The following is a 21,856-nucleotide window of genomic DNA, read 5'->3' as shown; positions in this document are numbered from 1 at the left end:
TTGTCACAAGCGACGGGAACCACGAATTTCGTGCGGCGATCGGGAAGAGCGTGTTCCGGGTGGCTTACGCCTGCCACACTGCTCAGAACCGGTGCCACACTGGTCACGGGAAGGGGCGGCGTTGAGCGATATCCCTGTGGAGGCGGCAGGCAAGCCCGACGATGTTCGCCGCGCCCTCGCTCTTCTCAACGCGGCGGGTGCCCGTATCGGCAACTCGCTCGACTTGGAGACGACCGCCCGCGAGCTGCTGGACGTCGGCGTCCCGCAGTTCTGCGATCTCGCGTCCGTGGACCTGTACATGGACGTTCTCGCGGGCGACGAACCGCGCCCCGTCGGCCCCGGCGACGGCAGCGGCGAGCTGCGCCGCGTCGGCTTCGCGAGTTCGGTCTCGGAGGCGCCCCCGTCGCTGACCCGCGACGGCCAGACGGGCACGACCGGTTCGAGCCCGGTGACCGTCGGAGCGACCCACTGCTATCCGTTCAGCACCCCGTGCGCGAAGGCGCTGCGCAGCGGGCGCGTACAGCACATACCGGGGCAGGACGGCACGGTTCCGGTCCAGTTCGGTGCCGTCGTGCAGTCGACGCTGGCGGTGCCGATGGTCGCCCGCGACAGGGTGCTGGGGCTCGTGCAGTTCTCCCGGGTGAAGGGCAGCGAGCCCTTCGGGGAGCGGGACGCGGCGCTCGCCGCCGAACTGGCCTCGCGTGCGGCCGTGTGCATAGACAACGCACGTCTCTACCGCCGGGAGCACGAACGGGCGTTGATACTTCAGCGCAGCCTGCTGCCGCCCGGTGACCCCGAAGCCGCCGGCCTCGACATCGCCTGCCGTTATCTGCCCGGCAATCCTGCGACCGAGGTCGGCGGCGACTGGTTCGACGTCATAGAACTGCCCGGGCACCGCACCGCCGTCGTCGTCGGCGACGTGATGGGCCGGGGGCTGCGCGCAGCGGTCGCCATGGGCGAACTGCGCACCGCCGTACGGACGTTGGCGCTCACCACCGACATGGAGCCCGCCGAGGTGCTGGGCGCGCTGGACGAGATCGCCCGCGGGCTCGGAGACGCACCGGGCTCCCAGCGCGGCAGCGACGACCTGGCGGAGGTCTATCTCGCGACGTGCATCTTCGCCGTCTACGACCCCGTCTCCCGCCGCTGCACCATCGCCAACGCCGGCCATCTGCCGCCCGTCCTGGTGGAACCGGACGAACCGGCCCTGCTGCTGGAGGTCCCCAAGGGCGTGCCGCTCGGCGTGGGCGGCGAACCCTTCGAAGAGATCGAGATCGAACTGCCCGACGGCGCGATGATCGCGCTGTACACGGACGGTCTCGTTGAGTCGCGCGAACACCCCATCGACGAGGGCCTCAGCTCGCTGCGGGACGCCCTGACCGACGCCACCGAGTCCCTCGAGAACGTCGCCGACCAGGTGCTGACGACCCTCAACGTCCACCACGGAGAGGACGACATAGCCTTGCTCGTCGCCCGTGTGCAGGGCCTCCCGGACGGTGCCGTCGGCGACTGGACGCTCTCCTCCGAGCCGCGCTCCGTCGCCCGTGCCCGCGAGCTGACCCGCGACCAGCTCTCCGCATGGGAGCTGGACGCCCTCGCGGACACCGCCGAGCTGCTGGTCAGCGAGCTGGTGACGAACGCGCTGCGGCACGGCGAGGGCGAGATCCGCCTACGGCTGCTGCTGGACCGCACGCTCGTGTGCGAGGTGTGGGACTCCGGCCTGGTGCAGCCACGCCGGCGCCGCGCCCATGTCACGGACGAGGGCGGCCGAGGTCTGCAGCTGGTCGGTCTGCTCAGCGCGGGCTGGGGCAGCAGGCGTACGTACCGCGGCAAGACCGTCTGGTTCGAACTGGGCCGCCCCGGCAAGAACTCCAAGCCCGCCGACCCGACAGAAGCGCTGCTCAGCCTCTTCTGAAACAGGACGGACGGCGGGCGGGGGTGGGCGTAGCGTGGCTCGGTCTCAGTCCTCGGAGAGCTTCCAGCCGTCGGCCTCGATACGGGCGTTGTCGCGCGGCCGGAGGCTCATGAAGACGGGGCGCGTGCCGTCGAGGACGCGGATGTCGTCGAGGTAGATTCCCCGGCCCTGCTGCTCCTCGTCCGTGACGTACCGCCAGCGCACGGCGGTCACGCCGTCCGGCAGCTCGCCCTCGGCGTGCAGCCAGCGGCGCGCGGAGAACCCCGCGAAGTCGCCCTCGCTGTCCCAGCGGTGGCGGCCGGCGCGGAGCTTCAGTGCGACCGGGCTCCATGTGGCGTCGTCGCCGGGCCGTGCGTCGGTCGTGGCCTCCACGGTGCACACGTCCGTGGACTGGGTGTCGTACCAGAGCCGGAAACGCAGCGCGGCGTCGTCCCGCACGGGCTCCTTCAGCGGGACCCGCAGGGTGGCGGTGGTCTCGTCGCGCTGCCCCGAATACCAGGCGGCGCGCGCGACGGCTGGACGCACCGGCACGGCGCGCGCCAAGTGGCGTGCGGGGGCGCGGCGGTAGACGCTCACGGTGCCCCAGTCGCGGGTGGGGTGCACCCGGTTGGTGAGCAGCACGAAGAGCGTCCCGGCGACCGGGTCGGCCACCAGGCAGGGCCCGGTGTATCCGGTGTGCCCCGTGGTGACGGGCGTGGACAGGGCGTCCATGTAGAAGCGCTGGTCGAGCTGCCAGCCCAGGCCGCGTGCCGCTTCGGTGCCCATGCCCGGGTTCTCGTTGGTGATCATGGCGCGGACCCACTCCTCGCCGAGCACTCGGTGGCCCCCGTACGTGCCGCCGTTCAGCACCATCTGACCGAAGACGGCGATGTCGGCGGCCGTGGAGAAGAGGCCCGCGTGGCCCGCGACCCCGCCCAGGTAGTACGCCTTCTCGTCGTGCACGGAGCCGCGCACCATGCCCCGGCCCGTCCACGGCATGTACTCGGTCGCGGCGATCCGCTCCAGCTTGGACTCGGGCGGGTTGTAGCCGGTGTCGGTCATGCCCAGAGGCTCGGTGATCAGCTCGGCGACAAGCTTGTCGAGGCCCTTGCCGGTGATCCTCTCGAGGAGGGCGCCGGCGGTGATGAGACCGAGGTCGGAGTACGTGTAGTGCTCGCCCGGCGGGTTGTCCAGCGCTTCCGCGTAGATGGCGGCCATCCGGGCCGCGTTGTCCGGGTAGGGCTGGAGGTCCATGTCGGCCTTCATGCCCGAGGTGTGGTTGACCAACTGCCGTACGACGATGGGGGACTTGGCCGGATCGCTCGCGTCGAACGGCGGCAGGTAGCGCGCGACGGGGGCGTCCAGGTCGAGCGTCCCCTTCTCGGCCAGGGCGACCAGGACGACCGAGGTGAACAGCTTCGAGACCGACGCCATGTCGAAGATGGTGTCCTTGCGCATCGCCACCCACTGATCGCGAGGCAGCTCGACGGGGCTACCGGCTGCCGCGTCCCAGCGGGCGTAGCGCAGGGCATGGCCGCGCGCCGCGTGCTCCACGACCACGCCGTCCCTGGCGGCCAGCAGCACGAATCCCGGGTGCGACGGGTGGGGGCGGTCCGGGCCCGGCCGCATGTACTCCTCGGCGGCCGGCACCGTCCGCTCGACCTCGGCGGGCAGCAGGCCCGCGCGCTGCGGGCTTCCCGGGCGCAGCTTGCGGGGGCGGAAGCGGAGATCGTCCGGTGTGACCGTCGGCGGCCCGTCCGGGCCGGGCCCGTACGGTGTCGCGGCGAAGGCAGGCGCTGAGCTCGGGCCCACTCCGGAGGCGAGTGCGACGCTGCCCACGGTGCCGAGGAACTGCCGGCGTCTCATTCGGTGTATCCCCTGTGCTCGTACGGATGTGGTGTCGGTGACGGGTGACTTCGGCTTCGGCTTCGGCTGTGGCTTCGGCTGCCGCTGTGACTGGTGGCTGTGGCTGGTGGCGGTCCCGGGTGACGGTGCCGGCGCATCCCCGGGACGGGCCGCCGGCGGGCGGGCATGGTGCGTCCGGACACTCAGAGCGTATCCAGCGCGCGACCGCAGTGAGCGGTGGTACGGGGATGCCGTTGGTCCGACCAGTGGCGGTGATGTGACACGGGGTAGCGCCGGACGGGCCAGGCGGAATGGGCGGGAAGGCCCGTAAAAGCCCGGAAGTACGCGGAAACGAGGGGGAAAGGCGCCCAAGCGGCGAAGGGCGCGGAAACGGGCCGAAGGGGCGCGTCGGGGGCGCGCGGTGGCACGCCCCGGTGATGCACCTCTCAGCGGGCCCTGCCGCTCAGTCGCGCGGCAGGGCCCCTGAAGGGTCAGGCAGGCTCAGGCAGGGCGCAGGCCCCAGGCAGGCGCCGCTGAGTCGCCTGAGTCGCCTGAGTCGCGGAACGCTTCAGCCTCAGACGGTGCCGCTCAGGCGCCGTTCCTGCGGCGGATCTTGTTGCCGAGCCAGACGATCGGGTCGTACTTGCGGTCGGCGGCGCGCTCCTTGAGCGGGATCAGCGCATTGTCGGTGATCTTGATGCCTTCGGGGCAGACCTCCGTGCAGCACTTGGTGATGTTGCAGTAGCCCAGCCCGTGGTCCTCCTGCGCGCTGGACTTACGGTCCAGCCCGGACTCCTCCGCGGCGTCCAGCGGATGCATGTCCAGCTCGGCCTGCCGCATCAGGAAGCGGGGGCCGGCGAAGGCCTGCTTGTTCTCCTCGTGGTCGCGCACCACGTGGCACACGTCCTGGCACAGGAAGCACTCGATGCACTTGCGGAACTCCTGCGAGCGCCCGACGTCCTCCTGCTGCATCCGGTACTCGCCCGGGCCCAGGTCCGCCGGAGGAACGAAGGCCGGGATCTCCCGGGCCTTGGTGTAGTTGAACGACACGTCCGTGACCAGGTCCCGTACGACGGGGAAGGCCCGCAGCGGCGTGATCGTGATGGTCTCGGACCGCTCGAAGACGGACATCCGCGTCATGCACAGCAGCCGCGGCCGGCCGTTGATCTCCGCGCTGCACGAGCCGCACTTGCCGGCCTTGCAGTTCCAGCGGACGGCGAGATCGGGCGCCTGCGTGGCCTGCAGCCGGTGGACGATGTCGAGGACGACCTCGCCCTCGAAGACCTCGACCTTGAAGTCCTCCAGGCCGCCGCCGTCGAGGTCGCCGCGCCAGACCCGGAAGTCCGCGATGTAGCTGGTCCCGGTCGAGTCCGGGGCGCCGCCGCTGACGGCGCCCGGCGTACCGGTGCCCTCGGCGGTGCCCCCTGCGTCGTGGGCGCCGGGGCGCGTGTGCGTCCCCGTGCCCTCGCCCGCGTGCGTCTCGGCGCTCATTCGGCTGTCAGCTCCTCGTCCGTCAGGTACTTGATCAGCTCCTCCTTCTCGAAGAGCCCCAGCAGATCCGGCCGGATCGGCGGCATGTCGCGGCGTTGCAGATCGATGCGGCCGCGGTCGGCGCGCTTCGCGGCCTCGCCCGGCTGGGTGGAGGCGTCGACCGACACGGGCTCGTCGGCGAGAGTGCAGACGAGGTTGGAACGCCGCCACTGGCGGTCCATGTCCGGATGGTCGTCGCGCGTGTGACCGCCGCGTGATTCGGTGCGGGTCAGTGCGGCACGCGCCACGCACTCGCTGACCAGCAGCATGTTGCGCAGGTCGATCGCCAGGTGCCAGCCCGGGTTGAACTGCCGGTGCCCCTCGACGCCGGCGTACGTCGCCCGTACGCGCAGCTCCGCCAGACGCTCCAGGGCCTGAGTCATCTCGTCGTCACGGCGGATGATGCCGACGAGGTCGTTCATGGACTGCTGGAGGTGCTGGTGGAGCGTGTACGGGTTCTCCGCGGGCTCCCCTTCCGGCACCTCCGCGGCGCTGAAGGGGCGCAGGGCCTCGGCCGACGCGCTCTCGATCTGCTCCTCGTCGACGACGGGCCTCCCGTCGCCCTTGAGCGAGGCGGCGTACCGCGCGGCGTGCAGCCCCGCCCGGCGCCCGAAGACGAGCAGGTCCGAGAGGGAGTTGCCGCCGAGCCGGTTCGAGCCGTGCATGCCGCCGGCGACCTCGCCCGCCGCGTACAGGCCCGTCACGCCGATCGCCGCGGCCGTGTCCGGGTCGACGTCGACGCCGCCCATCACGTAGTGGCAGGTCGGGCCGACCTCCATGGCCTCGCTGGTGATGTCCACGTCCGCCAGCTCCTTGAACTGGTGGTGCATGGACGGCAGCCGGCGCCGGATCACCTCGGCCGGCATGCGTGTCGACACGTCGAGGAAGACACCGCCGTGCGGTGAGCCGCGGCCCGCCTTGACCTCGGAGTTGATGGCGCGGGCGACCTCGTCGCGCGGGAGCAGTTCGGGGGGACGCCGGTTGTTCTCCGGGTCCTCGTACCAGCCGTCGGCCTCGCGTTCGGACTCGGCGTACTTCTCCTTGAAGACGTCCGGGATGTAGTCGAACATGAACCGCTTGCCCTCGGAGTTGCGCAGGACGCCGCCGTCCCCTCGCACCGACTCGGTGACGAGGATGCCCTTCACCGACGGCGGCCAGACCATCCCCGTGGGGTGGAACTGGACGAACTCCATGTTGATCAGCGAGGCCCCCGCCAGCAGCGCCAGCGCGTGCCCGTCGCCCGTGTACTCCCAGGAGTTCGACGTCACCTTGAAGGACTTGCCGATGCCTCCGGTGGCCAGGACCACGGACGGCGCCTCGATGACGAAGAAGCGGCCCGACTCGCGCTCGTAGCAGAAGACGCCGGAGACAGCCTCTTCGCCCGGTGCGCCGCCCTCGACGGGCGACTTGAGGATGCGTGTGACGGTGCACTCCTGGAAGACCTTCAGACGGGACTCGTAGTCCCCGGTCTCCTTGTAGTCCTCCTGCTGCAGCGCGACGGTCTTCTGCTGGAGCGTACGGATCAGTTCCAGGCCCGTGCGGTCACCGACGTGCGCGAGGCGTGGGTACTCGTGACCGCCGAAGTTGCGCTGCGAGATGCGGCCGTCGGCCGTGCGGTCGAAGAGCGCGCCCCACGTCTCCAGCTCCCACACCCTGTCGGGCGCCTCCTTGGCGTGCAGCTCCGCCATCCGCCACTGGTTGAGGAACTTGCCGCCGCGCATGGTGTCGCGGAAGTGCACCTCCCAGTTGTCACCCGGGTTGGCGTTGCCCATGCTGGCGGCGATGCCGCCCTCGGCCATCACGGTGTGCGCCTTGCCGAACAGGGACTTGCAGATCACTGCCGTACGGAGCCCCTGTTCGCGTGCCTCGATCGCAGCCCGCAGACCCGCACCGCCGGCACCGACGATGACGACATCCCACTGCTGGCGTTCGACTTGCGTCATTTTGTCGTGCATCCCTCTCGAAGAAGCGTGGTCAGAAGAGCTGCGGATCGGTGAAGGCACCGGTCGCCAGCAGGTACACGTAGAGGTCGGCGAGACCCACGCTCAGAAGCGACGCCCACGCGAGCTCCATGTGACGGCTGTTGAGCTTTCCGACCCAGCCCCACATGCGATACCGCACCGGATGCTTCGAGAAGTGCTTGAGCCGCCCGCCGACGATGTGCCGGCAGGAGTGGCACGAGATTGTGTACGCCCAGATCAGCACGATGTTGATGAGGAAGACCACGGTGCCGAGGCCCATGTGGCCCCACTCGTAGTCCGCGTTGCGGAAGCCGAGGATCGTGTCCCAGGTGAGGATGACCGCGACCCCGACCGCCGCGTAGAAGAAGTAGCGGTGGATGTTCTGCAGGATGAGAGGGAAGCGCGTCTCACCGCTGTAGCTCTTGTGGGGCTCGGCGACGCCGCAGGCCGGGGGAGACGCCCAGAAACCGCGGTAGTAGGCCTTGCGGTAGTAGTAGCAGGTGAGCCGGAAGCCCAGCGGGAAGATCAGGATGATCAGCGCGGGCGAGAGCGGCCACCAGTCCCCGAACAGCGCCCAGTTGGGGCCGCCCTGCATCTTCTCGCAGCTCTCGGCGAGACAGGGGGAGTAGAAGGGCGAGACATACGGCGCGTGGTAGTAGTCCGCGTCCGCGAAGGCCCGCCACGTCGAGTAGACGACGAAGAGGAACAGGCCGAACGCCGTGGACGCCGGTGCGAGCCACCAGCGGTCGGTGCGCAGATGAGGCTCCGCGATGGCAGCGCGCGTACCGGTACGCACGCCGCCCGTGCCGCCGGCGTCCGGCGGCCTGCTCGTGCTCTCCGTGCTGCTCGTATTCGGTTGGGGTCGGGTGCCAGTGGCCAACGGTTTCTCCGGTAGGGGCGACTTGTCAGTTGGGGCTGCCTCTTGAGCGGCCGGTCCGGCTCAGCTCGGGGGCGCGGGGCTCACGGCGCGTGCCGGTCCTTGGCGCCCACCCCCTCGTCATCGACGTCCGACCACAGGCCGTGGTCGTAGGGCTTGTCCGGGATCGTGACCATCTCGGGATGTGCCGCGCCGGGCGTCCCGGCGGCCGGTGAAGCGGCACGAAGCAGTGCCAGGGACTCCCGCAGATGCTCGGCGTCGCTGCGTACGCGCCTGACCTCCAGGCCGCTGCCGAGGGTGTTCTCCAGACGGGCGACGGTCCGGGTGAGTTCGTCGAGGCAGCGCTGGGCCGCCGTCAGGTCGTCGTGCAGTGACGTGTGAGGTGACATGACGTGCCTACCTCCGCTGGTCGTGGCGGCTGGCTTGTGTACATGAGCGCCTTGCGTGCCCAGGTGAGATGGCGAGTGTCGCTCTTCACACTCCCCCTTGTGAAGGGCGCTGCACGGGTTTACCCCGTGCGGGGCATGATCACCAAGTTCCGTCACCCGGACGGGTAGCGGCGGCTCCCCGCAGCCGACAAAAGAGAACGTCCGGCCGGACCATACCCGTGATCGGCGGGGACGGGGGCGCGTCCCGCGGATCCGGAACGACGGACCCCGGGCCCGCCCGGGACGTCACAGCAGCAGCCGCCAGTCCTGGCCGGTCAGATCGTGGCCGAAACTGTGGTGCCGCGCCTCGCCGACCAGCTCGAACCCGGCCCGCTGATAGATGTGCCGGGCAGCCGCCAGTACGTCGTTGGTCCACAGCACCAGCTCCCGGTAGCCGGCGGCCCGCGCGAAGTCGACGCACTCGCCGACGAGCCGGTCCCCGAGCCCGTGCCCCCGCGCCGACGGGTCGACGAGCAGCAGCCGCAGCCGGGCTGTGTCATGTGCGTCCTGATCGCCGTCCCGCACGCACATGACGCAGCCCGCCCGGCGCCCGTCGAGCTCCGCGATCCAGGCCGCCTCCCGAGCGGGGTCGTGGCCGGCGGCGAACTCGGCGACGATGCGTGCGACGAGCGCTTCGTACGTCGCGTCCCAGCGGAACTCCGCCGCGTAGACGGACGCGTTGCGCTCGATGATCCAGCCCATGTCGCCCGGGCCCGGCGCCCGGATCCGTATCCGTGCCGCGACGCCCTCCCGTGCCGCGTCGCCCTCCCGCGTGGAGCCGCCCTCCAGGATTCCGCGGGCCGCGGTGAGGCTCTGCGCCAGCAGCTCGCGCTCCGCTTCCGCCATGCCGTCCAGCATCGACTCGACCGCGCTCTGCGAACGCTCCTCCAGGAGCCGGGCCGCCTCCCGGCCCTCCGCGGTCAGCTCCACCTGCACGCGCCGGGCGTCGCGCTCCGAGGTGCGGCGGGTGACCAGCCCTCGCTTCTCGAAGCGCGCGAGCATACGGCTCAGCTGGCCGGCGTCCACGGACAGCGCCGCGCGCAGATCGGCGGCCTCGGTACGCGGCGCGTGCACCAGCTCGTAGAGCACCCGCGCCTCGGTGAGGGTGTAAGGGGTGTGCAGGTGGCGGCTGTAGTCGAGCGCGCCGATGAGGTTCGTGTAGAAGCGGTTGAACTCACGCATCTCCTGGACGGTCCGAGTGGCCATCGCACACCCTCCCTTTTCCTTTGACTGAGTCAAAGGTATGTCTCTCTGCGGCCCTCTGTCTCCCCCTTTCCGCGGCTCTGTGCTCCGCCCGGGTGGCTTGCCGTGCGACGCGGCCGAGCCTCCGCGCCACGGCACACGGCCTCCCCTTCAGTGGGCGATAGATGTGATGAAACGCCTATGCCGCCGAACGTGCCCACGCAGGCACCGAGCCGCGTGTACGCACAGTCGGACCCCGTCAGCCCCGGAGGTCTCAGACATGCCAGCCGCGCAAGCTCTCGACGCAGCCACCCGGCGTTCACTCGCACTCCTCCTGGCAGGCGCACTGATCCCGCTCGCCGGGTGCACATCCGGCGACGACGGTGGCCCCAGTTCCGAAGGAGGCGGCAGCGGCGCCTCGCGCGACGTTCCGCATCTCGACCGCGAGCAGGTCGCGTCGGGAGGCACGTTGCACTGGGCCGTCGACTCCCTGCCGCCCACCCTCAACGCCTTCCGGCCCCAGGCCGACACGACGACCGAACGCATCACGGGCGCCATGCTGCCCTCTCTCTTCACGCTCGACGCCGCCGCACGCCCGCAGCTCAACCCGGACTACCTGGAGGCCGCCGACGTCACTGCCGAGGAACCGCGCCAGACCGTCGTCTACAAGCTCAACCCGAAGGCGAAGTGGAGCAGCGGGCGCTCCGTCGGCGTCGCCGACTTCAAGGCCCAGTGGAAGGCGCTCAGCGGCAAGAAGAAGTCGTTCGGTGCCGCGCGCAATGCGGGCTACGACCGGATCGGCAAGGTGACCAAGGGCGCGAACCGGCACGAGGTGAAGGTCGTCTTCCGCAAGCCGTACGCCGACTGGAAATCCCTGTTCACGCCCCTCTACCCGCGGACGGTCATGGCCCGCGCCGACGACTTCAACCACGCCGCGCGCAGATCGCTTCCGGTCTCCGCCGGCCCTTTCCGCGTCGAGAAGATCCACCGGGGCGACACCGCGGTCACGCTCGTACGGAACAAGAAGTGGTGGGGCGACGAGGCCAAGCTGAAGCGGATCGTGCTGCGCGTCGTCCCGCGCGACGAACGCCAGGAGGCGCTGCGCGGTGGACAGCTCGACCTCGCCGAGGTCGATGTGGCCACCGTGCGCAGCATCGTCCGGGCGCACAAGGGCGGGGAGGAGGACGCCAAGAGCCGGAAAGGTCAGGATCAGGCACGCAAGTCCGCGGACGAGCTGCGCGAGCAGGCCAAGCGGGACGGGAAGCTGCGCCACGTCGCCGTACGCCATGCCTTCGAACCCGCATATACGCAGCTCGCGCTCAACGGCGCCGAGGGTCCGCTCGCGGACGAGCGCGTACGCAGGGCCGTCGCCCGCGCCATCGACCGCGAGGCGATCGCGAAGCGCGCCCTGCGCGGCACGGGGCTGCCCGTGAAGGCGCTCGGCAGCCACCTGCGGATGATCGACCAGGACGGATACGCCGACAACAGCGACGCCCTCGGGGACCAGGACGTGGAATCCGCCCAGTCGCTCCTCGCGGAAGCCGGCTGGAAGGACGGCGGCGCGCGTTCGGAGTCCACCGCCGGTGCGGACGCGAAGAAGGGTGACCGCAGCAAGAACGCGGACGGCGACAAGAACGACGGCGACAAGGGCGGCAAGGAGAGCAAGGAGAACGACAGCAAGAAGAAGGACGGCAAGGACGGCGGCAGCGACAAGAACGCCGGTGACAAGAACGCCCAGCAGAGCAGCGCCCAGAACCGGGCCGGAGCTGCCGCACCCGCCGTCGCCCCCGTCGGCGTCCAGGAGGCCGCCCGGCTCGCCGCCCAGCCGCTGACCCTCTCGCCGGTCACCGCCGGGCAGCGTGCCTCGCTCATGACGCAGGCGGCCCGGCTCCAGCTGAGCAAGGCGCAGGCGAGCGGCTCCGAAAGCAGGGTGCGCAAGGCCCGGACCGCCCTGAAGCAGGCCACGCGCGTACGCGCCGACGCCGACGAACTGCGGCTGCTCTCCGACGGCGGCGCCAAGGTGCAGCGTACGAAGGCGGGCAAGCCGCTCACGCTGCGTCTCGTGCTCCCCAAGGGGCCGGGCTCGGAGTCGATCAGGGCCACCGGTGCCCGGATCGCCAAGGCGCTGACCCGCATCGGCGTACGTACGCAGGTCAAGCAGGTCCCCGACAAGGACTACTTCCGCAAGCACATCGCCACCGGCGATTACGACCTGGCCATCTACTCCTGGCCCGGCACCGCCTACCCCGCGACCGACGCCCGTCCGATCTTCGCGAAGCCGGCCGCCGCGGCGGACGGCTCGCTGCTCGTCGAGCAGAACTTCACGCGCGTCGGGACCAACCAGATCGACCAGCTCTTCGACCAGGCGTCGAAGGAGCTCGACGACGGCGCCCGCAACGACCTCATCAAGCAGGCCGACGCCCGGATCTGGGCGGCGGCGGGCTCGGTGCCGCTCTACCAGCGCCCACAGCTCGTCGCGGCCGGCGACAAGGTCGCCAACGCCGGTGCCTTCGGCTTCCAGACCCCGCGCTATCAGGACATCGGCTTCGAGAAGGAGTGACGCCGGACGACGGCGACGGCCCGGCACCAGGCCCGGCCCCCGGCTCCAGGCCCGGCCCCCGGACAGGGCGGAAGGCGTCCCCCGGGTGGCCGGGCCTTACCATGGTTGACGGAGCCGCGGCGAGATCAGCCCGGCAGGGCGCGTGAGGAGCAGCTGCGCACCCGTGCCCACCCACGATCCGGGAGAAGCGTCAGTCAGCCATGCCCACGCGCCATGACATCCGCAACGTCGCCATCGTCGCCCACGTCGACCACGGGAAGACCACCCTCGTCGACGCCATGCTCAAGCAGGCCGGGACATTCGCCGCGCATCAGCTGGAGTCGGTCGACGACCGGATGATGGATTCGAACGACCTGGAGCGCGAGAAGGGCATCACCATTCTCGCGAAGAACACCGCGGTCAAGTACCACCCCAAGGGCGGCGACTCCGTCGTCATCAACATCATCGACACCCCCGGCCACGCCGACTTCGGCGGTGAGGTCGAGCGCGGCCTGTCGATGGTGGACGCCGTGGTGCTGCTGGTGGACGCCTCCGAGGGGCCGCTCCCGCAGACCCGGTTCGTGCTGCGCAAGGCCCTGGAAGCGAGGCTTCCGGTCATCCTGTGCATCAACAAGACCGACAGGTCCGACGCCCGCATCTCCGCCGTCGTCGACGACACCTACGACCTCTTCCTCGACCTGGACGCGGACGAGGAGCAGATCGAGTTCCCCATCGTCTACGCGTGCGCGCGCGACGGCGTCGCATCGCTCACCCAGCCCGAGGACGGCACGGTCCCCGGCGACAGCGCCAATCTCGAACCTTTCTTCACCACCCTGCTGGAGACCGTCCCCGCGCCGACGTACGAGGAGGACGCGCCGCTCCAGGCCCACGTCACCAACCTCGACGCCGACAACTTCCTCGGCCGGATCGCGCTGCTGCGCGTGAAGAACGGCACGCTGAAGAAGGGCCAGAACGTCACCTGGCTCAAGCGCGACGGCTCGGAGCAGAACGTACGCATCACCGAGCTGATGATGACGGACGCGCTGACCCGCAAGCCCGCCGAGGCCGCCGGCCCCGGCGACATCTGCGCGGTCGCGGGCATCCCCGACATCATGATCGGCGAGACGCTCGCCGACCCGGAGAACCCGGTCGCGCTGCCTCTCATCACCGTCGACGAGCCGGCGATCTCGATGACGATCGGCACGAACACCTCGCCGCTGGTCGGCAAGGGCGGCAAGGGCCACAAGGTGACGGCCCGGCTGGTGAAGGAGCGGCTGGAGCGCGAGCTGATCGGCAACGTCTCGCTCCGCGTCCTGCCGACCGAGCGTCCCGACGCATGGGAGGTGCAGGGCCGCGGCGAGCTGGCCCTCGCGATCCTCGTCGAGACGATGCGCCGTGAGGGCTTCGAGCTGACGGTCGGCAAGCCCGAGGTCGTCACGCGGGAGATCGACGGGAAGCTGCACGAGCCCGTGGAGCGGATGACGATCGACGCACCCGAGGAGTTCATGGGCGCCATCACGCAGTTGATGGCCTCGCGCAAGGGGCGCATGGAGACCATGACCAACCACGGGTCCGGCTGGATCCGCATGGAGTGGATCGTCCCCGCCCGCGGCCTGATCGGATTCCGCACGGAGTTCCTGACCGAGACCAGGGGCACGGGCATCGCGCACAGCCTCTTCGAGGGGCACGAGAAGTGGTTCGGCGATCTGCGTACGAGGCGGAGCGGCTCGCTCGTCGCGGACCGGGCGGGGTCGGCGACACCGTTCGCGATGATGAATCTCCAGGAGCGCGGCACGATCTTCATCGAGCCGGGCACCGAGGTGTACGAGGGCATGATCGTCGGCGAGAACTCGCGTTCGGACGACATGGACGTGAACATCACCAAGGAGAAGAAGCTCACCAACATGCGGGCGGCAGCCGCCGACACCACGGAGAACCTGGTGCCGCCGCGGAAGCTCTCGCTGGAGCAGGCCCTGGAGTTCTGCCGCGAGGACGAGTGCATCGAGGTCACGCCGGACACGGTTCGCATCCGCAAGGTGGAGCTCGACCAGAAGGCGCGCGGACGGGCGGCGGCACGCGCCAAGCGCTGAGCCCCACGCGCGCTGAAGGAGCCGAGCGCTGAGCGCCGAGCGCTGATACGGGCGGCGGGAGGCTCGGCCCGCCCCGGCGTCGCGGAGCGGCGGTCCCCCGGAGTCCGGTCACCCCACCGGACGTACGGGGGCCCGCCGTTTTTCCTTTGCGTCAATTCCCTTTGTCCGGCCCCGGAATGGGCCGTGGCAGACGGGCGTTCCTGCGTGAATTGCCCCGCGGCGCCGCCGGGCCGGCGAGATGAAGATGCGAGAAGGGTGTTATCTGGTCCGCAAGGCAGGACGTCGGCGGTACCGAGGAGGCACCCCATGCGTGGAGCCACGCGTGTCACGTGGGCATTCGGCTGTGCGACGGTCGTCACCCTGGCGGCTGCGGGGTGCGGCGGGGGAGCCGGCGGCGGGGCCGCCGCCGGCTCGGACGCCGGCATCGTACGCGCCTTCTGGACCGACCCGCAGAACCCGCTCGAACCCGCAAACACCAACGAGGTGCAGGGCGGCAAGGTCCTTGAGATGACCTTCCGGGGACTCAAGCGCTACAACCCGCAGACGGGCAAGGCCGAGAACGCCGTCGCGAAATCGATCAAGACCGACGACCAGCAGAACTTCGACATCACCCTGAAGAAGGGCTGGAAGTTCTCGGACGGCACTCCCGTCACCGCCAAGTCCTTCGTCGACGCCTGGAATTACGGCGCGCTCGTCACCAACAAGCAGGTGAGCTCCTACTTCTTCGAGTACATCGACGGCTATGACGACGTGCACCCGGAGAACGAGAGCGCGAAGCCCAAGGCGAAGAAGATGTCCGGCCTGAAGGTGACCGGCAAGAACACCTTCAAGGTGAAGCTCAACCAGAAGTTCTCCCTCTGGCCCGACACCCTCGGCTACGCGGCCTTCTCGCCGCTCCCCGAGAAGTTCTTCACGGACCACGCGAACTGGCTGAAGAAGCCCGTGGGGAACGGCCCGTACCAGGTCGACTCCTACACCAAGGGGCAGTCCATGCGGCTGTCGGTCAACAAGGAGTACGCGGGCCCGGACAAGCCGAAGAACAAGGGCGTCGAGCTGAAGGTCTACACGGACCAGAACACCGGCTACACCGACCTGCAGGCCGGGAACCTGGACGTGTTCGACGAACTGCCCGCGGGTCAGCTCAAGAACGCGAAGCGCGACCTCGACGGCCGCTACATCAACCAGCCGGCCGGTATTCTGCAGACCCTCTCCTTGCCGCTCTACAGGAAGGAATGGCAGACCGAGAAGGCCAAGCAGGTCCGCGTGGGCCTGTCGATGGCGATCAACCGCAAGGAAGTGACCGAGAAGATCTACCACGGCACCCGCAAGCCGGCCGGTGACCTCACCTCTCCCGTACTGACGAAGTCGGGCGGCTACGAGCCCGGGATGTGCGGCGAGGTCTGCACGTACGACCCGAAAGAGGCGAAGAAGCTGATCGAGGACGCGGGCGGGCTCCCCGGCGGCAAGGTGACGCTGACCTCGAACGTCGACACCGGCTCGCACCGGCAGTGGATGGACGCCGTGTGCAACAGCATCAACAACACGCTCGACAAGGACAACGCGTGCACCGTCAATCCGGTGCCCACCTTCAGCGAATTCCGCAAGGACATCGCGGGGAAGAAGCTGAAGAGCATGTTCCGTACCGGCTGGCAGATGGACTATCCGCTGATCCAGAACTTCATGCAGCCGCTGTACTACACCGGGGCCTCGTCCAACGACGCCGGATACTCCGACAAGCGCGTCGACAAACTCATCGACGAGGCCAATGCCGCCGGTGAGGAGGAAGCGGTGAGCAAGTTCCAGAAGGCCGAGGAGATCGTGCTGAAGGACCTTCCCGCCATTCCCCTGTGGTACCAGGACGGCAACGCCGGCTATTCGGAAAGGGTGAGCGACGTGCGGCTCAACCCCTTCTCCGTCCCGGTGTTCACCGACATCAGAGTCAAGTGAGAGAGTGAATTACCGTGGGGCGCTACGTCATCAGACGACTGCTCCAGATGGTCCCGGTGTTCCTCGGGACGACGTTCCTCATCTTCGTGATGGTGTATGCGGTCGGCGACCCGGTCAACGCGATGTTCGGGGACCGGGCGCCCGACCCCGCCACCGCCGCACAGCTGCGCGCGCAGTTCAATCTCGACAAGCCTGTGTGGTTGCAGTACCTGCTCTACCTGGGCGACATCTTCACCGGTGAGTTCGGCAACGCCTTCAACGGACAGCCCGTCACCGAGCTGATGAGCAGGGCGTTTCCGGTGACACTGCGGCTCGCGGTCATCGCGATCGTCATCGAGATCATCATCGGCATCGCCCTCGGCGTGGTCACCGGCCTGCGGCGCGGCCGGCCCGTCGACAGCTCGGTGCTGATGCTCACCCTGGTGGTGATCTCGGTGCCCACGTTCGTGACCGGCACCCTCGTGCAGTATCTGCTGGGCGTGAAGTGGGGCTGGATCTCTCCGGCCGTCTCCCCGGAGGCGCCGGTCGGCGAACTGCTGGTGCCCGGGCTGGTGCTGGCGCTGCTGTCGCTCGCGTACGTCACGCGGCTGACGCGGGCCTCCATCAGCGAGAACTCCCGCGCCGACTACGTACGCACCGCACTCGCCAAGGGGCTGCCGCGCGCCCGTGTGAACGTGCGTCACCTGCTGCGCAACTCGCTGATCCCTGTCGTCACCTTCCTCGGCACGGACGTCGGGAACCTGATGGCGGGCGCCCTGGTCACCGAGCGGATCTTCAACATCCAGGGCGTCGGCTTCCAGCTCTGGCAGGGCATCGTGCGGCAGAACTCGCCGACGGTCGTCGGCTTCGTGACGGTGCTCGTGATCGTCTTCCTGCTCGCGAATCTGATCGTCGACCTCCTCTACGCCGTGCTCGACCCGAGGATCCGCTATGCGTGAAACCGACGGCACCGCATCCGCGAGGGCGTGTCCGCCCGGCAGCGCGAACGACGGACGGGAGGTGACGCATGGCTGAGCGCGCACCCGAGAGTCCGTCGGCCGCCGGCGAACCCACCGCAGTGACGGCCGGCGCGGCCGCCGGAGCTCCCGCGGGGGCCGGCACGGAAGCCGGTGCCGTGGGCGCCGCCGGTCTGGCGCCCGCCCCGGGCACCGACCCCGCGGCACCGCCCTCCGCCCCCCAGGAGCCCGCACCGGGGGAGCGGGCCCGCAGTCTGTGGTCGGACGCCTGGCACGACCTGCGACGCAACCCCGTCTTCATCGTCTCGGCGCTGCTGATCCTCTTCCTCGTACTGATCTCGCTGTGGCCCGGCCTCATCGCCACCCGGAACCCGCTCTCGTGCCGGCTCGACAGGTCCCTCGACCCGGCCTCCCCGGGCCACTGGTTCGGCTTCGACGCCCAGGGCTGCGACGTCTACACGCGGGTGGTGCACGGCGCCCGTACGTCCGTGACCGTCGGCGTCTGCGCGACCCTGGGCGTGGCCGCCGCCGGCAGCGTTTTCGGCGGGCTCGCCGGCTTCTTCGGCGGCTGGTGGGACGCGCTGATCTCGCGGCTCACCGACATCTTCTTCGGCATTCCGATCATGCTCGGCGGGCTGGTCTTCCTGTCGATGACCGGCAGCCGCTCGGTGTGGACCGTGGTCGCCTTCATCGTGCTGCTGGGCTGGCCGCAGATCGCCCGTATCGCACGCGGCTCGGTCATCGCGGCCAAGCAGAACGACTACGTACTGGCCGCCCGTGCCCTCGGCGCGGGCAACGCGCGGATGCTGGTGCGGCACATCCTCCCGAACGCGATCGCACCGGTGATCGTGACGGCGACCATCGCGCTCGGTACGTACATCGCCCTGGAGGCGACCCTCAGCTATCTGGGCGTCGGGCTGCAGCCGCCCACGGTCTCCTGGGGTGCGGACATTTCCGACGCGTCGCAGGGGATGCAGTTCCGCAACGCGCCGCACATCCTGCTCTACCCCGCCGCCGCACTGAGCCTGACCGTGCTGGCGTTCATCATGCTCGGCGACGCCGTGCGCGACGCCCTCGATCCCAAGCTGCGCTGAGGGAGGCGTACGTGACACGGACTCAGCCAGGCCACGGGCCGCTTCCTGATGAGGGGCGCGAGCCCGGCGACGGGCCCGGCGTCGGCACGGGTGCACACGCCACGCCGCTGCTCCAAGTACGGGACCTGCGCGTGGAGTTCCGTACCCGCGACGGTGTCGCCACGGCCGTGGACGGTGTCAGCTTCGCCGTGGAGGCCGGCGAGACGCTGGCCGTGCTCGGCGAATCCGGCTCCGGCAAGTCCGTGACCGCACAGGCCGTGATGGGAATCCTCGACTCACCGCCGGGACGGGTGACGGACGGCCGGATCCTCTTCGACGGACGGGACCTGCTGAAGGTGTCCGCGGAGGAGCGCCGCTCCGTCCGCGGCGCCCGCATGGCGATGATCTTCCAGGACGCGCTGTCCGCGCTGAACCCGGTGGTCAGCGTCGGACGGCAGCTCGGCGAGATGTTCCAGGTGCACCGCGGCGCCTCCCGCAAGGACGCCTGGGCCAAGGCGGTCGAGCTGATGGAGCGCGTACGGATCCCCGCCGCCCGCGCACGCGCCGGCGACTACCCGCACCAGTTCAGCGGCGGCATGCGGCAGCGGATCATGATCGCCATGGCGCTGGCCCTCGAACCGGAGCTGATCATCGCGGACGAGCCGACCACCGCGCTCGATGTCACCGTCCAGGCGCAGGTGATGGATCTGCTGGCGGACCTGCAGAGCGAATACCGGATGGGCCTGATCCTGATCACCCACGACCTGGGCGTTGTCGCGGACGTCGCCGACAGGATCGCGGTGATGTACGCGGGACGGATCGTCGAGACCGCCCCGGTCGGCGACCTCTACCGGGCGCCCGCGCACCCGTACACCAGGGGCCTGCTGGACTCCATCCCCCGTCTCGACCAGAAGGGGCAGCAGCTCAACGCGGTCAAGGGGCTGCCTCCGAGCCTGCTGAACATCCCGCCCGGATGCAGCTTCCACCCTCGCTGCCCGGCGGCCCGTCCCGTCTGCCACGCCGACGAACCTCCGCTGTACGAGGCCGGGGTGGGCCGGGCCAGCGCGTGCCACTTCTGGAAGGAGCTGCTCGATGACGAGTGCGCCGAGTGACGGCACGGGCGCGCAGCCGGCGCCCGCGGCTCTCGCACCGCGCCCACCGGGCGAGGCGATCCTGGAGGCACGGGATCTGGTCAAGCACTATCCGCTCACGCAGGGCGTCGTCATCAAGCGGCAGGTGGGCGCGGTCAAGGCCGTCGACGGTGTCTCCTTCGAGCTGAGGCGCGGCGAGACCCTCGGCATCGTGGGGGAGTCGGGGTGCGGCAAGTCCACGGTGGCGAAGCTGGTGACGAGCCTGGAGGCGCCCACTTCGGGGAGCATCCACTTCAAGGGCGAGGACGTCACACGGCTGAGCGGCAGGGCACTGAAGGCCCTGCGCCGCAACATCCAGATGGTCTTCCAGGACCCCTACACCTCGCTGAACCCCCGCATGACGGTCGGCGACATCGTCGGCGAACCCTTCGACATCCATCCCGAGGCGGCGCCCAAGGGCGACCGGCGGCGCAGGGTACGGGAGTTGCTGGACGTCGTCGGGCTCAACCCGGAGTACGTCAACCGGTATCCGCACCAGTTCAGCGGGGGCCAGCGGCAGCGCATCGGCATCGCCCGGGGCATCGCCCTGCGGCCCGAGATCATCGTGGCGGACGAGCCGGTCTCCGCCCTGGACGTCTCGGTGCAGGCGCAGGTGGTCAACCTGATGGAGCGGCTCCAGGACGAGTTCGACCTCTCGTACGTCTTCATCGCTCACGATCTGTCCGTCGTACGGCACATCTCGGACCGGGTCGGCGTGATGTATCTCGGCAAGCTCGTCGAGACCGGCACGGAGAGCGAGATCTACGAGCACCCCACCCACCCGTACACACAGGCGCTGCTGTCGGCCGTGCCCGTACCGGACCCCGGGGCGGAGGCGGGGCGTTCGCGCATCGTGCTGGACGGCGACGTGCCCTCGCCCGCGAACCCGCCCTCGGGCTGCCGCTTCCGCACGCGGTGCTGGAAGGCGGACGAGAGGTGCGCGCGGGAGGAGCCGCCACTGCTGGTCCCCGCGGCTCCGGCGGAGGGGCCGGCACGCCACCCCTCGGCGTGCCACTACGCGGAGGAGAAGGCCCTGATCGTCCCGGAGTGAGGCTCGCGGCCGGTGGTGTCACCGTGGCGTGCGGAGAGGGCGAGCAGCACACCCAGGGCGGCGAGGATCTCGAAGACCGCGGTGCAGAGCCACAGTTGGTCGCGCGCGGCGAGCCGTCCGAAGCCGCCCAGCAGCCCGGACTTGGCCGCGAAGGAGAGGTGGAAGAGGCCGAGCCCGAGCAGCGGTCCGCTCACCGTCAAGCCGAGGGGACGCGAGTGCGGGGCGCGGGTGAGGGCGGCGCCGGCCGCGTACAGGGAGACCAGGGCGAGGGTGGAGCCGTACCAGCTCTCGGGTACGGCGAGCAGCGTGGCCAGCGACCTGTCGCCCGTGAAGTGCTGCGAGTAGAGCTCCCAGCCCTGCTCGGCCGCCGAGTGGATCTCCCAGGAGACCAGCACCGCGGCCACCAGGGCCAGCAGCACGCACGCGGCGACGCCGCCGGCGCGGGTGGGAGGTGCCGGGGCCTCGTCGCGGGCGGCGCCGGCGCCCGGGGAGCCGGGCGGCACGCTGCGGCGGCCGGCCACCGCGAGGACGATCAGCGCGGCGGCGGTCACGAGCATGGCGATCACGCTGAAGAGGACCTTGAGCCGCAGACCGTCGGAGACACCGCTCTGCACCCAACTGGCGTTGAGATTCCACAGGGTGGGGACGCGCAGCAGGATCGTCAGCACGCCTGCCGAGACGAGGATGCCGCGGGCGGCCGAGGAGACCACGACGGTCACGGTGCAGACGGTGTACAGGATGAGCAGTGTGGGCTCCACGAACGAGCTGGCCCATATGCCGTCCTGCGCGCGGAAGATGAGGCCCGACCACATCCACCACGCGTCGGTCACATCCGTGGCCTTGCTGAAGTCCCGGACGATCCAGGCGAGATCGAGCACCGCGAGCGCGGCCAGCAGCGCGGCGCCGGCCGAGCGCGCGCCGGGTCTCAGCGTCCTGTCCTGGCTCATCTGCTTCCCCCGCGGTGCGGTTTCCCGGGCGCCGTACGGCTCGGGACCGGACGGCGGCGTCGGAGCGTCGGCCAAGTTTACTGTGGCGTTCATCGGCGGTTCGCGGCGGCTCATCGCGGGCCCGCAGCGGCCGGGCCGGGGGCGGCATGGCCCCGCACCCGGCCCGGCGTTACGGCACCCGCACGGCCGTACGAAGTTCAGAGTGGCGGGTCCGTATATCGGAGCTGCGACGACTGAGTTGCGGTCGCGTTAACGCGTTTCAAGGCTCCATATGACGACATGTCTGGTAGCCGCGAAGCTCGTCAAGCACGCTGTGACCTCAATCTGCAAAACCTTCGCTCAAGATGCGCTGAGGGTCCACATGCTGCCGCCGGTACCCCTTGACTGGGCAGTTATTCACTTGCAA

General features: G+C 69.9%; 15 protein-coding genes. 8 read left to right on the top strand and 7 right to left on the bottom strand.

Going from position 1 to position 21,856, the window contains the following annotated elements:
• Nucleotides 1-121 precede the first annotated feature (121 nt).
• Entirely contained in the window at nt 122-1,915 is a 1,794-nt protein-coding gene (locus tag ACSMXX_RS10220) for a SpoIIE family protein phosphatase (protein WP_473183722.1), read from the top strand.
• A gap of 45 nt (nt 1,916-1,960) precedes the next feature.
• Here the strand turns inward: ACSMXX_RS10220 and ACSMXX_RS10215 are convergent, their stop codons facing one another.
• The 6 genes from ACSMXX_RS10215 to ACSMXX_RS10190 all read right to left on the bottom strand — a co-directional run bounded on the left by ACSMXX_RS10215 (nt 1,961) and on the right by ACSMXX_RS10190 (nt 9,741).
• Nucleotides 1,961-3,760, bottom strand: a complete 1,800-nt coding sequence (locus ACSMXX_RS10215) for a serine hydrolase domain-containing protein (protein ID WP_473183721.1) — start codon at nt 3,758-3,760, stop codon at nt 1,961-1,963.
• 567 nt (nt 3,761-4,327) lie between these two features.
• Nucleotides 4,328-5,230: a succinate dehydrogenase/fumarate reductase iron-sulfur subunit gene (locus tag ACSMXX_RS10210; protein ID WP_473183720.1), complete on the bottom strand. Its 903-nt coding sequence runs from the start codon at nt 5,228-5,230 to the stop codon at nt 4,328-4,330.
• Nucleotides 5,227-7,212, bottom strand: coding sequence for a fumarate reductase/succinate dehydrogenase flavoprotein subunit (locus ACSMXX_RS10205; protein WP_473183719.1), 1,986 nt, complete (start codon nt 7,210-7,212; stop codon nt 5,227-5,229). Before ACSMXX_RS10205 ends, ACSMXX_RS10210 begins: the two co-directional genes overlap by 4 nt.
• Nucleotides 7,213-7,243: 31 nt before the next feature.
• A complete protein-coding gene (locus ACSMXX_RS10200; protein WP_473183718.1) occupies nt 7,244-8,110 on the bottom strand; it encodes a hypothetical protein in 867 nt (288 codons plus the stop codon).
• Between the two features lie 80 nt (nt 8,111-8,190).
• Nucleotides 8,191-8,496: a hypothetical protein gene (locus tag ACSMXX_RS10195; RefSeq protein WP_473183717.1), complete on the bottom strand. Its 306-nt coding sequence runs from the start codon at nt 8,494-8,496 to the stop codon at nt 8,191-8,193.
• Between the two features lie 285 nt (nt 8,497-8,781).
• The gene (locus ACSMXX_RS10190) at nt 8,782-9,741 is read right to left on the bottom strand and encodes a bifunctional helix-turn-helix transcriptional regulator/GNAT family N-acetyltransferase (protein WP_473183716.1); all 960 of its coding nucleotides are present in this window, start codon (nt 9,739-9,741) and stop codon (nt 8,782-8,784) included.
• A gap of 256 nt (nt 9,742-9,997) precedes the next feature.
• Between ACSMXX_RS10190 and ACSMXX_RS10185 the strand changes: the two genes are divergently transcribed.
• From ACSMXX_RS10185 to ACSMXX_RS10155, 7 genes are all read left to right on the top strand, one after another.
• Nucleotides 9,998-12,277, top strand: coding sequence for an ABC transporter family substrate-binding protein (locus ACSMXX_RS10185; protein WP_473183715.1), 2,280 nt, complete (start codon nt 9,998-10,000; stop codon nt 12,275-12,277).
• A gap of 200 nt (nt 12,278-12,477) precedes the next feature.
• Nucleotides 12,478-14,346 carry a translational GTPase TypA gene (gene typA, locus ACSMXX_RS10180; protein WP_473183714.1) on the top strand — a complete coding sequence of 623 codons (1,869 nt, stop codon included), beginning with the start codon at nt 12,478-12,480 and terminating at the stop codon, nt 14,344-14,346.
• 306 nt (nt 14,347-14,652) lie between these two features.
• Nucleotides 14,653-16,293, top strand: a complete 1,641-nt coding sequence (locus tag ACSMXX_RS10175) for a peptide ABC transporter substrate-binding protein (RefSeq protein WP_473183713.1) — start codon at nt 14,653-14,655, stop codon at nt 16,291-16,293.
• Nucleotides 16,294-16,307: 14 nt separating this feature from the next.
• Nucleotides 16,308-17,231 (top strand): ABC transporter permease, encoded by a 924-nt coding sequence (locus ACSMXX_RS10170; RefSeq protein ID WP_473183712.1) that lies wholly within the window; start codon nt 16,308-16,310, stop codon nt 17,229-17,231.
• Between the two features lie 68 nt (nt 17,232-17,299).
• Nucleotides 17,300-18,343 carry an ABC transporter permease gene (locus ACSMXX_RS10165; RefSeq protein WP_473183711.1) on the top strand — a complete coding sequence of 348 codons (1,044 nt, stop codon included), beginning with the start codon at nt 17,300-17,302 and terminating at the stop codon, nt 18,341-18,343.
• Nucleotides 18,344-18,450: 107 nt separating this feature from the next.
• Nucleotides 18,451-19,434 carry an ABC transporter ATP-binding protein gene (locus tag ACSMXX_RS10160; protein ID WP_473184718.1) on the top strand — a complete coding sequence of 328 codons (984 nt, stop codon included), beginning with the start codon at nt 18,451-18,453 and terminating at the stop codon, nt 19,432-19,434.
• Nucleotides 19,415-20,503, top strand: coding sequence for an ABC transporter ATP-binding protein (locus ACSMXX_RS10155; protein WP_473183710.1), 1,089 nt, complete (start codon nt 19,415-19,417; stop codon nt 20,501-20,503). The genes ACSMXX_RS10160 and ACSMXX_RS10155 overlap by 20 nt, the downstream gene beginning before the upstream one ends.
• Here ACSMXX_RS10155 and ACSMXX_RS10150 read toward each other — a convergent pair.
• The gene (locus ACSMXX_RS10150; protein WP_473183709.1) at nt 20,467-21,450 is read right to left on the bottom strand and encodes a hypothetical protein; all 984 of its coding nucleotides are present in this window, start codon (nt 21,448-21,450) and stop codon (nt 20,467-20,469) included. The genes ACSMXX_RS10155 and ACSMXX_RS10150 overlap by 37 nt on opposite strands.
• Nucleotides 21,451-21,856 lie beyond the last annotated feature (406 nt).

It is taken from the genome of Streptomyces sp. DSM 116795 (assembly GCF_055792905.1).
This window is presented reverse-complemented; position numbering and strand designations above follow the sequence as displayed.

Excerpts from the sequence above, each read along its gene's own strand:
- ACSMXX_RS10185 (WP_473183715.1), top strand. The coding sequence starts at position 9,998 with ATGCCAGCCGCGCAAGCTCTCGACGCAGCCACCCGGCGTTCACTCGCA.
- typA (WP_473183714.1), top strand. The coding sequence starts at position 12,478 with ATGCCCACGCGCCATGACATCCGCAACGTCGCCATCGTCGCCCACGTC.
- ACSMXX_RS10205 (WP_473183719.1), bottom strand. The coding sequence starts at position 7,212 with ATGACGCAAGTCGAACGCCAGCAGTGGGATGTCGTCATCGTCGGTGCC.
- ACSMXX_RS10165 (WP_473183711.1), top strand. The coding sequence starts at position 17,300 with ATGGCTGAGCGCGCACCCGAGAGTCCGTCGGCCGCCGGCGAACCCACC.
- ACSMXX_RS10195 (WP_473183717.1), bottom strand. The coding sequence starts at position 8,496 with ATGTCACCTCACACGTCACTGCACGACGACCTGACGGCGGCCCAGCGC.
- ACSMXX_RS10215 (WP_473183721.1), bottom strand. The coding sequence starts at position 3,760 with ATGAGACGCCGGCAGTTCCTCGGCACCGTGGGCAGCGTCGCACTCGCC.
- ACSMXX_RS10175 (WP_473183713.1), top strand. The coding sequence starts at position 14,653 with ATGCGTGGAGCCACGCGTGTCACGTGGGCATTCGGCTGTGCGACGGTC.
- ACSMXX_RS10150 (WP_473183709.1), bottom strand. The coding sequence starts at position 21,450 with ATGAGCCAGGACAGGACGCTGAGACCCGGCGCGCGCTCGGCCGGCGCC.
- ACSMXX_RS10155 (WP_473183710.1), top strand. The coding sequence starts at position 19,415 with ATGACGAGTGCGCCGAGTGACGGCACGGGCGCGCAGCCGGCGCCCGCG.
- ACSMXX_RS10190 (WP_473183716.1), bottom strand. The coding sequence starts at position 9,741 with ATGGCCACTCGGACCGTCCAGGAGATGCGTGAGTTCAACCGCTTCTAC.
- ACSMXX_RS10210 (WP_473183720.1), bottom strand. The coding sequence starts at position 5,230 with ATGAGCGCCGAGACGCACGCGGGCGAGGGCACGGGGACGCACACGCGC.